The organism is Blautia sp. HCP3S3_B11 (genome assembly GCF_052064435.1).
Taxonomy (GTDB): domain Bacteria; phylum Bacillota; class Clostridia; order Lachnospirales; family Lachnospiraceae; genus Blautia_A.
On sequence record NZ_JBQHVP010000003.1, the window covers coordinates 35,845 to 52,095 of the forward strand.

General features: G+C 42.7%; 14 protein-coding genes. 1 reads left to right on the forward strand and 13 read right to left on the reverse strand.

Annotated elements, in window-relative coordinates; translation table 11 throughout:
- Positions 1-67 precede the first annotated feature (67 nt).
- The 9 genes from ACTNC0_RS02925 to ACTNC0_RS02965 all read right to left on the reverse strand — a co-directional run bounded on the left by ACTNC0_RS02925 (position 68) and on the right by ACTNC0_RS02965 (position 8,701).
- The gene (locus ACTNC0_RS02925; RefSeq protein ID WP_020993646.1) at positions 68-850 is read right to left on the reverse strand and encodes a DeoR/GlpR family DNA-binding transcription regulator; all 783 of its coding nucleotides are present in this window, start codon (positions 848-850) and stop codon (positions 68-70) included.
- 80 nt (positions 851-930) lie between these two features.
- The gene (locus ACTNC0_RS02930) at positions 931-1,905 is read right to left on the reverse strand and encodes an ABC transporter ATP-binding protein (RefSeq protein ID WP_020993647.1); all 975 of its coding nucleotides are present in this window, start codon (positions 1,903-1,905) and stop codon (positions 931-933) included.
- Positions 1,906-1,908: 3 nt separating this feature from the next.
- Positions 1,909-2,898 (reverse strand): ABC transporter ATP-binding protein, encoded by a 990-nt coding sequence (locus tag ACTNC0_RS02935; protein WP_022380021.1) that lies wholly within the window; start codon positions 2,896-2,898, stop codon positions 1,909-1,911.
- Between the two features lie 12 nt (positions 2,899-2,910).
- Positions 2,911-3,810: an ABC transporter permease gene (locus ACTNC0_RS02940; RefSeq protein WP_020993648.1), complete on the reverse strand. Its 900-nt coding sequence runs from the start codon at positions 3,808-3,810 to the stop codon at positions 2,911-2,913.
- A gap of 13 nt (positions 3,811-3,823) precedes the next feature.
- Entirely contained in the window at positions 3,824-4,744 is a 921-nt protein-coding gene (locus ACTNC0_RS02945) for an ABC transporter permease (RefSeq protein WP_195481116.1), read from the reverse strand.
- 212 nt (positions 4,745-4,956) lie between these two features.
- On the reverse strand, positions 4,957-6,567 hold the full coding sequence (locus ACTNC0_RS02950) for a glutathione ABC transporter substrate-binding protein (protein WP_022380018.1): 1,611 nt from the start codon (positions 6,565-6,567) through the stop codon (positions 4,957-4,959).
- Between the two features lie 391 nt (positions 6,568-6,958).
- Complete coding sequence (locus tag ACTNC0_RS02955; RefSeq protein WP_441086293.1) at positions 6,959-7,819, reverse strand: mechanosensitive ion channel family protein; 861 nt, start codon at positions 7,817-7,819, stop codon at positions 6,959-6,961.
- A 326-nt stretch (positions 7,820-8,145) separates the two neighbouring features.
- A complete protein-coding gene (locus ACTNC0_RS02960) occupies positions 8,146-8,439 on the reverse strand; it encodes a DUF1294 domain-containing protein (protein ID WP_441086294.1) in 294 nt (97 codons plus the stop codon).
- A gap of 28 nt (positions 8,440-8,467) precedes the next feature.
- Positions 8,468-8,701 (reverse strand): HPr family phosphocarrier protein, encoded by a 234-nt coding sequence (locus ACTNC0_RS02965; RefSeq protein ID WP_025578847.1) that lies wholly within the window; start codon positions 8,699-8,701, stop codon positions 8,468-8,470.
- Positions 8,702-8,898: 197 nt separating this feature from the next.
- Between ACTNC0_RS02965 and ACTNC0_RS02970 the strand changes: the two genes are divergently transcribed.
- Positions 8,899-9,792, forward strand: a complete 894-nt coding sequence (locus ACTNC0_RS02970; RefSeq protein ID WP_441086295.1) for a LysR family transcriptional regulator — start codon at positions 8,899-8,901, stop codon at positions 9,790-9,792.
- A gap of 219 nt (positions 9,793-10,011) precedes the next feature.
- On the opposite strand, the gene ACTNC0_RS02975 is transcribed toward ACTNC0_RS02970, so the two are convergent.
- The 4 genes from ACTNC0_RS02975 to ACTNC0_RS02990 form a co-directional block, all read right to left on the reverse strand.
- On the reverse strand, positions 10,012-12,171 hold the full coding sequence (locus ACTNC0_RS02975) for a Tex family protein (RefSeq protein ID WP_441086296.1): 2,160 nt from the start codon (positions 12,169-12,171) through the stop codon (positions 10,012-10,014).
- Between the two features lie 178 nt (positions 12,172-12,349).
- Positions 12,350-13,630, reverse strand: coding sequence for a M28 family metallopeptidase (locus ACTNC0_RS02980; RefSeq protein ID WP_441086297.1), 1,281 nt, complete (start codon positions 13,628-13,630; stop codon positions 12,350-12,352).
- Between the two features lie 186 nt (positions 13,631-13,816).
- Complete coding sequence (locus ACTNC0_RS02985; protein WP_441086298.1) at positions 13,817-14,881, reverse strand: DUF975 family protein; 1,065 nt, start codon at positions 14,879-14,881, stop codon at positions 13,817-13,819.
- 14 nt (positions 14,882-14,895) lie between these two features.
- A complete protein-coding gene (locus ACTNC0_RS02990; RefSeq protein ID WP_441086299.1) occupies positions 14,896-16,104 on the reverse strand; it encodes an aspartate kinase in 1,209 nt (402 codons plus the stop codon).
- Positions 16,105-16,251 lie beyond the last annotated feature (147 nt).

Sequence of the window (16,251 nt, forward strand, 5' to 3'; positions counted from 1 at the left end):
AGACAGATCATCCTTTCTGCTGACTGATTTACCCAGATCAGATAAGTCCCCCGAAGACTTACCTGTATCAGAACAATTTCACCCCTGCTCTCTCCAGTGTACTCACGATCGTATCATCTGGAAATTCATCCGTAACAATTCCGCTGATATCATCGAAGTATGCATATTTATAGGAATCATTGAAATAGAATTTATCCCTTTCCATAACAACATATTTATGTCTGCTGCTGTGCACGGCTGCTTTCTTTGTCAATCCGTCCTCTACCCCCAATGTAGTAATTGCACAATCAGTCATATCCACACCGCAGCTTCCTATAAATGCACGGTCAAAGCTATATTGTTTGATCACTTCTATCGTTGCAGCTCCCATAAATCCGTTTACTGTCTGATACATTGTTCCCCCTGTACCGATTGCAGTAATGGACGGATTTGTGGCAAGGATCTGCAGGATATCTATCATATTGCTCACCACTACCACACGCATATTTGACGTGGCAAGAAGCTTTGCCAGCTCGATATTTGTGGTAGAAATATCAAGGAAAATCGTTTCGTTATTCTTAATCAGTTTAAATGCTTTGGCTGCAATTGTTCTCTTTTTGTCAAGGTTAAACTGGCGTCTGTCTACTACGTCTCTTTTCAGCGGATAATCCTGTGAAAGGATTGCGCCGCCGTAGGTTCTCTTTAACTTACCGGCGTTTTCAAGAATCTTAAGATCTTTTCGGATACAGTCTTCTGTGACCTGAAACATTTCACTCAATTCCTTAACCTTGACTTTTCCGTTTTCACGAAGACATTTCTCTATTGCGCTTTGTCTTTCCTCAGTAAACATAGCCCCTCTTTCCTCATCCATTCATGATGACCTGTATCTCTCAGTGAATCCTGTTTTCTTCACTGTTCATCTTCAGGTGTAATATTGTTATTTCGGAATTCCTATTCTGTAAGTTCCGGATAATGACATTTTACAATATGACCCGGTGCAATTTCAACAGGTGTCGGCACCTGTGTCTTACATTTTTCTGTACAATGTGGGCAGCGTGTATGGAACAGGCATCCACTTGGCGGATTACTCGGACTTGGAAGATCACCTTTTAAGGTAATACGCTCTTTCTTCACTTCCGGATCCGGGATCGGAACTGCGGAAAGAAGTGCTCTTGTATATGGATGTCTCGGGTTTGCATACAGTTCTTTCTTCGGAGCTGTCTCTACGATCGTACCCAGATACATAACACCGATTCTGTCTGAAATCATCTCAACGACACTCAGGTCATGGGAAATGAACAGATAGGTAAGATTAAAGTCTTTCTGTAACTGCTGCAGAAGATTTAATACCTGCGCCTGGATAGAAACATCAAGGGCAGATACCGGCTCATCTGCGATGATAAGCTTTGGCTGTACAGTCAGTGCTCTGGCAATTCCGATACGCTGACGCTGACCACCGGAGAATTCATGCGGGTAACGCTCTCCATGAGACGGGCTTAATCCTACAGTGCCGAGAAGTTCATGTACTTTCTTAAGGCGCTCTCCTGCACTCATATTTGTGTGAATCAGAAGTGGCTCACCGATAAGATCCTGAACTTTCATTCTCGGATTCAGGGAACCATACGGATCCTGGAAAACCATCTGGATATCTGAACGTAACGGGCGCATTTCTTTCTCTGAAAGTTTGGAGATTTCTTTTCCCTCAAACCAGATTTCGCCGGAGTCAGGTGTGATCAGATGATCGATCAGTTTACCTGTCGTGGATTTACCACAGCCGGACTCGCCTACCAGCGAAAAAGTCTCGCCTGGATAAATATCAAAAGATACGTCATTTACCGCATGAACAAATTTCTTCTTGCTGAACATTCCTCCGTTTGCCTGGAATGTTTTCTTCATATTCTTTACTGATAATAACGGCTCGCTCACAGGTTACGCCTCCTTTCCGGTTTTGTTGAGCAGATGACATCTGCATTTTCTGGTACCTGCTTCGTTGATATCTGCAAGCTCCGGTTCCTGCTGATGACAGATATCCATTGCATATTTACATCTCGGTGCAAACTTACATCCTTTCGGCATTACAGACAGATCCGGTACGCTTCCCGGAATGGACGGAAGAGATTCCACACCGCTTCCAAGTTTCGGTACAGAACCGATCAGCCCCTGTGTATATGGATGTTTCGGATCTGCAAAAAGTTCCTGCACAGGCGCTTCTTCTACGATTCGGCCGGCATACATAACAACAACTCTGGAACACATTTCAGCGACAACACCAAGGTCATGTGTGATCATCAGAATGCCTGTATTCTTCTTTGCCCTGATGTCCTCCATCAGCTCCAGAATCTGTGCCTGAATGGTAACGTCAAGAGCTGTCGTCGGCTCGTCCGCGATGAGAAGCTCCGGCTCACAGGACATTGCCATAGCGATCATAACACGCTGGCACATACCGCCTGAAAGCTGGTGCGGATAACTCTTTAATGTCATATCCGGTTCAGGGATACCTACTGATTTCAGTACTTCGAATGCTCTGTTGTGCGCTTCTTCTTTTGAGAAATTGTTATGGAGCAGGATTGCTTCTGTCAGCTGTTTCTCAATTCTCATACATGGGTTCAGAGAGTTCATCGGCTCCTGAAAGATCATGGCAACTTCACGTCCTCTGATCTTTCTCATGCCTTTTTTATCTTCTTTGAGAAGATCCTTGCCATTAAGCAGGATCTCACCGTTGGAAATCTTACTGTTACGTGCCAGAAGTTTCATAATGGAAAGGGAAGTTACGGATTTACCGCATCCGGACTCTCCTACCAGACCAAGAATCTCACCCGGCTGAATGGAGAAACTTACATTATTAACTGCTGTCACCCATGTTTTATCTCTTTTAAACTCCGTACGGAGATTCTTTACTTCTAATAATTTTTCTGCCATGGTTTCTTCCTCCTAGTTCATCTTTGGATCCAGGGTATCTCTGAGACCGTCGCCCAGCAGGTTGAATGCCAGAACTGTAAGGAAGATCAGAATACCAGGGAACAGTACCATGTGAGGAGCTGTATTCAGATAGTTACGTCCTGTGGAAAGCATGGAACCCCAGTCAGGCTCTGTAACGTTTGCACCGAATCCCAGGAAGCTTAAGGATGATGCAGCAAGGATTGCAGTACCTACACGCATGGTAAAGTTAACGATCATAGACTGGATCGTACCAGGGAAAATATGTACAAACAGGATTCTTGTGTTTGAACATCCCAGGGAACGGGCAACCTCTACATAAGGAGCCTGCTTTACGGAAATCGTCGCGCTTCGTATGATTCGTGCGAAGGACGGCACTGTAAATACCGCAACTGCGATCATAACGTTTACCATACCCTGTCCGATGATGGCAACAACTGCGATAGCCAGCAGGATATCAGGGAAAGCGAAAAGTACATCACAGCATCTCATAATCAGGGAATCGATAATTCCGCCGTAGAAACCTGCGATCAGTCCAAGAACAACACCGATAGCCGTACCAATGATCGTCGCTGTCAGCGCGCATGTAAGAGAAAGTCTGGTACCAACCATCAGACGGGAGAAAACATCCTGTCCGTATTCATTGGTTCCCCAGATGTGGGCTGCGCTTGGCCCCTGCATCATAGCTGTGTAATCCGGTGCCTGCGGATCATACGGAACTACATACGGTCCGATGATTGCCATTAAGATAATAAAAACTATAAATGCCAGAGAAATCACTGCTGTTTTTCTCTTCATGAATTTCTTGACAAATTCTTTGAACTTGCTCTGTGCCTTAGGGAGTTCTTCGGCAGCAGCAAGGTTAATATTTGATGTTGTGTTCTTATCTGCCATCTTCTCTCCTCCTCTACTCATAACGTACTCTTGGGTTAATCACGCCATAAAGAACATCTACGATCAGGTTGATCAGGATATATTCTGTAGCAAAGAACAGAAGTAATGCCTGAACAACTTTGTAATCTCTCATCTGGATGGAGTCTACCAGAAGACGTCCAAGCCCGGGGATGGAGAATACCGTCTCTGCCATAACAGATCCGGAAAGGAGACCACCAATCTGAAGTCCGGCTACTGTTACGATCTCGATCAGAGAGTTCTTAAATGCATGGCGCATAACAACCAGTGATTCAGAAAGACCTTTGGCACGTGCGGTACGCACATAGTCCTCACGCATGGTCTCAAGCATGGAAGATCTGGAAAATCTGGCAAGTACGGCCATGATTCCTGCTCCCATTGTAAGTGATGGAAGAATATAGCTCTTCCAGGTTTCCAGTCCACTGGTTGGAAGCCATCCCAGGCTTACTGAGAAAAGCTGGATTAATTCCAGACCTAACCAGAAACTTGGAACAGATATACCTGCGATTGCTATGATCATACCTACATAATCAAGAATTCTGCCATGAAATACGGCAGCGATGATACCGATTGCAATACCGATGATCGCAGCCCATATCATGGATGAGAATGTCAGCATGATAGTTGGTTTCAGTCTTGGTGCGATTGTCTCTGCTACGGTTTTACCGTTTTTGATAGAGCTTCCCAGATCTCCTGTAAAAAGACCTTTCATATATTTGCCATACTGTACAAGTAGTGGCTCATCCAGTCCCAGCTGTTCACGTACAACTGCCACATCTTCCTTTGTTGCATCCTGACCGGCTACCAGTCTTGCCGGATCACCGGGAATCATATGGATAAACATAAATACTACGAATGAGATAACCAGAAGCAGCGGGATCGTGCTTATCAAACGTTTACCTAAATAACGTCCCATATTTTTCCTCCTTATCATTTTCTTACCTGTTGTTTATATTTGATGCTTTATAGTCGGAGAACTGCCATAGTGAATCTTATGGCAGTTCTCCGGTTTGAACATCTTTGTCCTGTATTCACACTGCTGTATCGGCAGTATTTTTATGGAATTGCTGCAATTTCAGATCAGGCAGCCAGATTTATGTTCTTCGCAGCCTGTTCTCAAACAAATTACTACTGTGCTAAAGTTGCATTTGCGAAGTTAAATGCTCCATCCGGAGATACATATACGCCAGACAGATAAGATTTTGTAGAATAGATGATCTGGTCATTGCCAAGAAATAACCATGGGCATGCTTCCCATGCGATCTTCTGAGCATCGCCGTAGTATTTAGCCTGCTCTTCTTCGTTAGCTGTTGCAAGACCTTCGTCCATATCTTTATCAAAATCAGCATCGTTGAAGTATGCTGTATTTGCACTTGTAGGAGGGCACATTGTGCTGTAAAGCAGGGAACGTAAAGAACCATCCATTGTGAAGTCAGATGCAGACCAGTTTACATACCACATATTGATCTCGGCATCTTCTTTGTCAACATAAATCTTGTCACTTACAGTTGCAGGCTCCATTGGCTGAACGTCAACTTCGATACCGATCTGAGCAAGCTGCTGGGAAATAAATGTCATACCTTTGATTTCCTGTGTTGTGTTATCACCCCACAGAGTAAGTTTGAATCCGTCTTCGTATCCGGCTTCTTTCATAAGTTCTTTTGCTTTGTCTACATCATATGTGTAAGCTTCCTGCTCTTCATATCCGCCGATGATAGATGGAACTACAGATGTAGCCGGTTTTCCGTATCCGGAATACATTAACTGGATGTATGCATCTTTGTCGATCGCATAGTTCATAGCCTGACGTACTTTTACATCAGAAAGCTGTTCCAGATCCATGTTCAGAGTTACATATCTCATGATGTTGGAGTCTGTTGTAAGGATGTTTACATCGTCTGTTCCTTTGATTGCTTCAATCTGGTCAGACGGTGTAGGATAGATGAAATCTGCTTCACCTGTCTGAAGCATAGCTGTACGTGCACCTGCTTCCGGAACCTCTTTGATTGTTACAGTGTCAACGCCCGGTTTGTCTCCCCAGTAATCATCATTGCGCTTAAAGCTTGTGTGGTCTCCCTCTTCCCATTCTGTACATACATATGGACCGGTTCCGCATGGATGATTCATAATATCATTGCCATACTCTTCAAGAGCTGCAGGACTGATGATACAGAACTGTGTCAGACGGTTGATAAATGGTGCCCATGCCTGTGTCAGTTTGATAACCAGTGTGTAATCATCCGGTGTTTCAATGCTGTCTACACGAGGTGTTTCAGATCCGTCTTCGTTAGTTACGATAAATGTTCTTCTCTGACGAAGGTTGTTGTCTTTGTTAACTACACGATCATAGTTTGCTTTAACTGCTGCTGCATTGAAGTCTGTTCCGTCCTGGAATTTAACACCTTGACGAAGTTTGAAAGTATAAGTAAGAGAGTCATCGGAAACTTCCCATGATTCAGCAAGTTTGCCTGTTAATTCCTGGTTCTCATCAAAAGAAACCAGTGTCTCGTATACACCACGTGTAGCAGAGATTGCGTTTGTATCCGGAATGTTTGCCGGGTCCATGGAGCTTACGCTTCCTTCGATTGCGATCACCAGATCATTGTCGGATGATTTGGAATCTTCATTTGTGGCTTTGAGAATATAGCCGTCATCATCTGCTGCAAATGCTGTAGCGGACATGGAAACTGTCATTACTCCTGCAAGAGCTGCTGCCATAACTTTTTTGTACATTTTCATAGTTTTCTCTCCTTTTCTTTCTGTACATTGTTACTTAGTTACAATCACGAAGTTAATTTTGGGTACAAAAAAAGTGTTTTTATATTTTTGCGTCTTTGCAATGTATAAAAATCGTGCAGCAATCCATTTATTTACATGCGCCTTTGCATCTTCATAAAAACACTTTGTTGTTTAACTTGACTCCAGTATAGCAATTCGTTGTCGTATTGTCAATTATTTTGTCGTATTTTATATTATTTTGGTGGTATTATACCAATATCTGACAATGAAATTGGTATAAATCACTATGAATTAAGGATTATTTATTCTTGTTTGGTATTATTTGGCTATAATCTGTACAAACAATAAGTCCTCTAAACCTTATAGTTGGTTCAGAGGACTTATGTTGTTATCAGATCTGTTTCTTCACATGAACCTGCAGCTGATTGTACGGGATTTCAATTCCGTTTGCATCAAACGCTTCTTTGATCAGTTCATTAAGCCGCCACCTGGCAGGCCAGTATTTCTCCGTAGCCACCCACACACGCAGGCCCATGACCACTGCGCTCTCTCCAAGCTCATCTACAAACACCACCATTCCCTGGTCGTCTTTCGTATCTTCATCATTATGAAGGATTTCTTCCAGGATTGCTTTTGCTTTCTTAATGTCTGAATCATAAGAAATTCCTACTTTGATCTCCAGCTTACGAAGATCTCTGGCAGTTACGTTTGTAATAATGCTGCCGGACAGCGTTCCATTTGGGATTACAATGTTTTTGTTATCTATGGAAATCAGAGTTGTATAACAGATTTCTATTTTGTATACAGTTCCTTCGCACCCATTCTGCTGTGCGATAATGATATAATCCCCAACCTGAAATGGTCTGAAGATCAGAAGCATGATCCCGCCTGCGATATTTGCAAGACCGCCCTGCAATGCAAGACCTACCGTTACGCCTGCAGTACCAAGCAGTGCCGCAATAGAGGATTCCTTTACACCAAAATGGGTGGCAATGCTAAATACCAGCAAAATGTAAAGTACAATTCTCAGCAGCGACCCTGTAAACTGGATCACACCTTTGTCTACAGACGCCCGCTCCATGGACTTCTTTATGAAAGAAACAAACCACTGGATCACTTTGCGCCCGCCCACAAATACCAGCAATGCCATTACTACTTTCAGCCCCAGTTTCGTCAAAGCCGGAAGATAGTCTGAAAAATACTGTTTATAGCTGTAATATAAATTTTTTGCCTCCTGAATTTCCTGTTCCAATATTTTTCACCTACTCTCTTATATTTTTGTCATGTATTATTTTTCTGCCCTTCTTTCACTTAACAGGCAGCTTTTCATATGATATCAGGGCTAAAAAACATCTTTCCCCTGACTTGATATCTACGAATTACTTCACTGCTTTGCAGCTCCCGCAATTCTTATATAAGAGTAGCATAACATACCTCATTCTCTGTAACAATCAATTTTATCCGCCTATAGCAATGCCATAATCCGAAAAAAAGAAAGCGGACAATATATCCGCTTTACTGACACAGGATTTCACGCTCTGGTAAGCTAAAATCAATATGCATTATTTATGAGAATTGCTATAAGCGCAGAATAATCCCCTCATTTCCCGAAAACAAAAAATAAATAATAAGTTGAATAATCAGTATTACCGGAACTCCTATCTTAAATTTCGGCTTTCTTGTTTTATGATGAAATACCTTCATACCGGCCAGAGCTCCCACCGACCCTCCGATCACCGCCAGAAATATCAGCTGCGCTTCCGGTATGCGCCACTGTCCGGCTTTTGCCTTGCTTTTATCCAAGCCATAGATAAAAAATGTGACTACATTAATGATAATCACATAAATATATAGAAGATTTGTAGATGTCATCTGCACCTGTGAATTCCTTTCTTTAATCTTAACATGCCAGACCTGCGATCACTGATTCAAAATCTTCATCATAGCCATCATATTTAAGTTCCAGAGGTTCTTCCACGCCAAGACTTAATACTCCGAGAATAGATTTGGCATCAATAAAAATTTTTCCTTTAAACACAATATCAATATCAAATGGACATCTTACTGCCGCACTGACCAGTTTCTTTGCTGCCTCCACGTCATTGATCTTAATTGTCTTATTCGCTGTTGTCATATTCGGTAATCTCCCTTTCCTTTTGGTCTCCGGTTACTGTTCACTCCGTTCTCAGTAACGGTCTCCATCTATTGTCAGGACTTTTATATTGATTTTTTGACCCAGTCGTATTATACTGATTCACACATTGATATACAAACGTTATTTTTCTATATCAGATATTCTATTTTTATATAGCATAAGGAGCCGACTGTATCATGATTCTTGATTATTATCGTATTTTTTATTATGTAGCTCAGTACAAGAGCTTTTCCAAAGCAGCCGACGTTATGGGAAATAATCAGCCCAACATCACCCGCTGTATGAATATCCTTGAGAACGACCTGGGATGCAAACTTTTTATCCGTTCTAATCGTGGAGTACAGCTGACAATTGAGGGCGAGCGTCTTTTTGAACACGTTTCTATTGCAATAGAACAGCTTGTATCCGGTGAAAATGAACTTCTCAAGGACAAAGGGCTGGAGAGTGGACTTGTCAATATCGGAGCCAGCGAAATCGCACTGCGCCTGTTTCTGCTGAATGAACTGGAAGTTTTTCACCATCATTATCCACATGTGAAGCTTAGAATTTCCAATCATTCCACACCGCAGGCAGTCCAGGCTCTGGAAAACGGACTGGTAGACTTCGCAGTAGTCACTACTCCTGTTGCGCTGAAGAAGCCTCTCCAGAGAGTTCCTCTGTGTTCTTTCCGGGAGATTCTTATCGGTGGAGAGGAATATGCAGAAATTGCCTCCAGGAGCCACCGTCTGCAAGACTTGCAGGATATCCCTTTGATCGGAATCGCACCGGGCACCAGTACAAGGGAATTATATACGCAGTACTTCATGCGCCATAATCTTCCCTTCTCGCCGGATATGGAAGTGGCAACAACAGACCAGATTTTTCCTATGGTACAGCATAACCTGGGAATCGGATTCTTTCCGGAAGAACTTGCCGCTGAGCATATCGCGAGGGGCAAAATCGTGCAGATTCCTATCGAGGAACCTCTTCCGGAGCGAAAAATCTGTCTGATCCGCAACGTAAAAAGACCGCAGAGCATCGCTGCCCGCAGTCTTGAAGAACATCTCACCTCACATCGTGAGACGGAATAAACAGGGATTGTGCACAGCAGATTTTTTATATCTGCTGTGCACAATCCCTGTTTTACCTTCTCAGTATTATTTAGTTACTATTCACTGGCAATGTCCCGCGAGGTGTTTTTTGTGAGCGAAGGTCACAGAAAACCCGAGACATACGGCGCGAATTTATGCGAATAGCATAAATTCTGTGCATCGCGAAGCGTGTTACTGAGAATGCAGTGAACAGTAACATTATTTATTTAATCCCTTCATAGATAAGCTGATACGTTTCTTCTTCATATCAACCCCGATAACTCGTACATCTACGATATCTCCTACACTTACTGCTTCGAGAGGATGTTTGATAAATCTCTCTGTCATCTCAGAAATGTGTACCAGACCATCCTGGTGAACTCCGATATCTACGAATGCACCAAAATCAATAACATTACGGACTGTTCCTTTGAGAACCATTCCTTCTTTTAAGTCTTTCATCTCCAATACATCGGAGCGAAGGATCGGCTTTGGCATATCATCACGCGGGTCACGTGCCGGTTTTTCCAGTTCTTTCACGATGTCGCGAAGTGTGATCTCACCGATTCCCAGTTCGTTTGCCATCTTTTTGTAATCTCTTACCTGCAGGGAAAGTCCAAGCAGATTTCCTGCCACAACATCATTTGGTTTATATCCAAGTTTCTTAAGAAGTGCCGCTGCTGCTTCATAACTCTCAGGATGTACACTTGTCGCATCCAGCGGATTCTTTCCACCGGAAATACGCATGAAACCTGCGCACTGTTCAAATGCTTTCGGTCCTAATTTTGCAACTTTGAGAAGTTCTTTTCTGTCTGTAAACTGTCCGTTCTCTTCTCTGTAAGCTACGATATTCTTGGCGATTGCTTTGCTTATACCGGAAATATACTCTAACAGAGATGCAGATGCCGTGTTTAAATCAACACCGACTTTATTTACGCTGTCTTCTACGACGCCTCTTAATGCTTCATCCAGTTTCTTCTGGTTCATATCATGCTGATACTGACCTACACCGATAGATTTCGGGTCGATTTTTACAAGTTCAGCAAGCGGATCCTGCACACGTCTTGCGATAGAAGCCGCACTTCTCTGTCCTACATCAAAGTTCGGGAACTCTTCTGTAGCAAGTTTACTTGCAGAGTAAACAGATGCGCCTGCTTCATTTGTAATCACGTACTGTACCTTCTTCTCCGGAATTTCTTTGAGCATATCTACGATTACCTGCTCAGATTCACGACACGCAGTACCATTTCCTACTGAAATAAGAGAAACGCCGTATTTCTCGATCATTCCCTCTACTGTATCCTTGGCAGCGCGGATTTTCTTCTCTGTTGTCGGTGCTGTCGGATAAACAACTGTAGTGTCCAGAACTTTGCCTGTTGCATCTACAACAGCCAGCTTACATCCTGTACGGAACGCAGGGTCCCATCCAAGTACGACCTTTCCGGCGATTGGAGGCTGCATCAGAAGCTGTTCCAGGTTCTTACCAAATACATGGATTGCACCGTCTTCTGCCTTATCCGTGAGGTCGCTGCGGATTTCTCTTTCGATTGCAGGTCCGATAAGACGCTTGTAGCTATCCTCTACTACGGTTTTTAGGATTGGTGTTGTATTTAGGTTGTCTTTTATAATGATTCTCTTGTTCAGGTAACGGAGAATATCTTCTTCCGGAGCATTTACCTTTACAGTGATAAATTTCTCCTTTTCTCCGCGGTTTAATGCGAGGATACGATGTCCTGCCAGTTTCTTGATTGGCTCTTCGAATTCATAATACATCTCGTATACTGACTGTGCATCTGCATCCTTTGCTGTAGAAGAAATGCTTCCGTTCTTTGTAGTCAGGTTACGGATATAGATACGATAATCCGCTTCATCAGAAATACGCTCTGCAATGATATCTTTCGCTCCGTTTAATGCCTCAGTTACATTCTTAACGCCTTTTTCTTCAGAAACATATGCTTTGGCTTCCTCTTCTACCGGTTTGTCTGTCATCTGCAGAAGGATAATATCTGCCAATGGCTCCAGACCTTTTTCCTTTGCGATTGTCGCACGTGTACGGCGTTTCGGGCGGTATGGTCTGTATAAGTCCTCTACTACTACCAGTGTCTGTGCATCCAGGATCTGTTTCTTCAGTTCTTCTGTCAGTTTGCCCTGATCTTCAATACTCTTTAATACCTGATTCTTCTTATCTTCCAGGTTTCTTAAATAAGTGAGTCTCTCTGAAAGAGTACGAAGCTGCTCATCATTAAGAGAACCTGTTGCTTCTTTTCTGTATCGGGAAATAAATGGGATGGTGTTGCCCTCGTCAATTAATTTGACTGCGGCTTCTACCTGCCATTTCTCCACTTTCAATTCCTGTGTAATTACCTGAATAATATCCATTAATTTTTTATCTCCTCTTGTTGCTTTTCAGAATGCAGATGCGTGTAATCGACCCTTGCATCCACATTGTTTTTCTTCTATAGCATAAAAAACGCTCTTGTGATAGGGTATCAATCTGGCGTTCATTTGTCAAGTGTGGGATTGATTCCCCTCTATGATATATACTGCCGGAATAACATTAGCCAAAATATTCATCCAGCTGTCTGATAAACTCCTCCGGCACTTTCCGTTCAAACGGAAAAATTTCGATGTTTCCCAGTCTGTCCGCGATATATCCCAGTAAAATCGTGCTTCTCTCCAATGACCAGTCCGACAGCAGTGCAATGGTATCATGACGTGTATGCATACCAAATCCATCCCTGTTTAATGTCATAGCCGGAATACCTTTCCATGCAAAGGTGTTAGAATCGCTTCCCCAGATCTGATTCTTTGTAGACATGCCGATTCCTGTCTCATGAGCCATATATGTGATCATATTGCAGATTGACGCATCACCTGTCACTCCGACAACCGTTCCGCCCACAAGCTGTCCTGCGAGGTCTACATTCATATTGAAACGATGAGCCGGAAGTTCTGTTTCATGTTCTTTAATATAGTTCTGACTTCCAAGCAGACCTTTCTCTTCTGCACCAAACCATACGAATTCCATTGTTCTGCGTGGTCTGTGCTCTTTGAAATATCTGCAAAGTTCCATGATGATCGCGGCACCGGACATATTATCGTAAGCACCAGGTCCCTCTGGTACGGAATCATAGTGTGCAGTAAGAGTCAGGATCTCCTCTGCTTTATCTGTTCCTTTGATTCGTGCCACTACATTTCGGGATGTACGTGCCACTGTCTCCTGTTCTACAGACAGGCAGGCCTTAGCCGCCCCTCTTGTCACTAATTCGACAGCATCTTTATAATGAATGCTTACACCCGGAATTCTATTGTCATAATTTGCCGCTTCTTTCCCGGCTGCTTTTTTCTCTTCATCTGTCAGATTATTCGGTAAGCTGTACGCACGTGGTGTCAGATCCACGCCCTCGTCCAGCGGAGAACCGGCAATGCTGATAAAGCCTGCCACACCTGCATTCGCCAACTTCTGGTACAGTTCCTTTCTTACCGGATCATTTACCATGACGATTTTTCCTCTGGCATTTGCAAGGCTGATCTCATCCGCATTCTCCACATACAGAAAAGATGTATCCAGTCCATTCTCAGCTGTGTTGGCACATCTGCCATATCCGGTTACTGTGTATTCTTTTACATATGGTTCCGTTATCGTAAGCTTTGCTTTTTTTACCTGAAAAGTTTCAAAGCCAAACTCTTCCAGATGATTCTCCACACCAAAACTATTCAATGTTTCCTGAATAATCTTTGCTGCTTTTTCCTCTCCTGCAGTTCCTGCCTCCCTGATATAATCAAAATCCGCCAGAAACTCCATCTGACGCTTTCCACTGATTTCATTTGTGTTCATAATTGTAAAAACCTTCCTCAAATATATTTATGCTACCAGCAATTATTCCTATTATACCATTTACGTATAAGCTTTTTCCACCATTATAAATGAGAAAACTCAGTAAAACCAAATTAATAAAAATAAAAAAAGACCTTTATCAACATTTTTACATTGTGTCAGTTAAAGGTCTTTCATATTATGATTTTATTTCAAGCTATTGAAGTATTCATCCCATGGTTTTGGTTCGTTATCTTCTTCCTTTTTCGGAGTTATCTGACTCTGCAGGCTGTCCTGTACTTCTTTACTCTCTGAAGAATCATATGGATTATCCTGTGTCGTTCTATTATTTTCCACAGAACCATACAAACTATCCTGGGTATTCTCACTTGCTGCATTATTCTGCACTTCTTTGTTCTCATCCGAAGCCACTGATGAATCACCTGTCACATTCCAGAACTGCTGATTCCGTTGATTTTCTCCAAATGTTCCGCCAAACATCGGATTTACGAACTCCTGTGCATTACGTTCCTCTTCCTGTTTCTGTGCAGTGAGTTCTCCTGTCAGATCACGATAAAACATGGTTTCTGTCATGATCATATAAGGCAGTACCCACAAAAGCGCAATATAAAATGTAAAGACAGAAAGGAACATCAGCGGAATAAAACTTATCTTAAGCATCAGATATCTTCCAAAGTTTCCCTGCATCATTTCGATACTTTCTTTCAGAGCATCTGTTCCCTTCAGTTCCGGTCTGTCCGCCAGAATATAATATGTCATTTCCAGCGGAATAGACAAAATCTGATAAACGATCATTCCCACAATCATCAGGAAAATACTTGTATACATCCAGGTAATCTGCGCCTCCAGAGAAGCACCTTCAGCCGGTGTATTCGTGTTTCCATAAATGGTATATGGCAACATGGTAAGCAAGTTAAGCACTGCCAGGAAAAAAGTAGCAACGATCACTCTGTCCGGGTGATGTTTATAAAAATAAATCAAATCATTTAGTGAATATGCTTTTCCTCTTGCAATATTCAGGTACATATAATTCAATCCTGCCGATATCACATTGATCAGCAATGTCAGAATAAATGTAAATGCATATCCCAATACAAGGTCAAGTGTTTCCTCGCCCGGAAACAGCGCGGAGGACAGCATGCTGCTGATCAGCGCCAGCGCCTGTACCACAACAAATGCCAGGATAAGCATTCCATATTTGCCTGACATTGCCTGTTTTGCATATCTTTTTAATTCACGTCTCTGTGTCATCAAATTCTCCTATATCAGTCTGCCAGATTAAATGCATCATGCACTGCATTCATCGCACGCACACCATCTTTTTCATTGATCAAAACTGTCACACGGATCTCAGACGTGGAGATCATGTTGATATTTACACCTTCATTGTAAAGGCTCTCAAACATCTTCGCAGCCACTCCAGGATTGCTCATCATTCCTGCGCCTACGATGGAAAGCTTCGCAATATTTCTCTCAGAATGCAGTTCTGCATATCCAAGTCTTGCCTGATTTGCCTCCAGAGTTGCAACAGCATCATCCAGGTCATTTCCGTCTACAGTAAAGGAAATATCCTTCTTGCCTGCACGTCCGATAGACTGCAGAATAACATCTACATTGATATTCTTCTTTGCAAGGGTATCAAATAATTTAAAAGCCACACCCGGCTCATCTTTTAATCCGATTACTGCGATTCTCACTGCATCTGTATCCAGAGCAACACCACTGATCAACATTCTCTCCACTGTAACTTCCTCCTTTACCACGGTTCCTTCGCTGTTATTCAAACTTGAACGTACCACAAGCGGCACACCATATTTCTTAGCCATCTCTACAGAACGGTTATGAAGTACACCTGCTCCGAGAGTTGCAAGATCAAGCATCTCATCATAAGTGATCTCTTTGAGCTTTCTTGCTTTCGGAACCTTACGCGGATCTGCTGTATAAACACCGTCTACATCTGTATAAATTTCACATGCGTCTGCATGAAGAGCTGCTGCAAGCGCAACTGCTGTTGTATCAGAACCACCTCTTCCAAGAGTTGTATAATCATCATACTTGTCAACTCCCTGGAAGCCGGTAACAACTACGATCTTCTTACTATCCAGTTCTCTTCTGATACGCTCTGTATCAATTCTCTTTAAACGTGCATTTCCGTGAGTACTTGTTGTATGCATGGCAACCTGAAATGCATTCAGGGAAACAGCAGGAACTCCCTGCTTGTCCATCGCCATTGCCATCAAAGCAACGGACATCTGCTCACCGATCGTAAAGAGCATATCCATCTCTCTTTTCGGCGGTTTCTCATTAATATCCTTCGCCATCGTAATCAGTTCGTCTGTATATTTGCCCATCGCAGACAGAACAACTACCACGTCATTTCCCTTTCTGTACTCCTCTATACAGCGGTTGGCAACATTAAAGATACGTTCTTTATTTGCAACCGATGTACCGCCAAATTTCTTGACAATTAACATCTTTTTGCTTCCTCCATAATAAGTTTACAGGAAAGAAAAGATACACTATCTTCCCTTTCCTGTTCATCTGGTATAGTTATCACTATACAAAATATTCACCTGAATTCTGTATCAGCGTTCCCTTATCCGGTCACAAACATGATACAC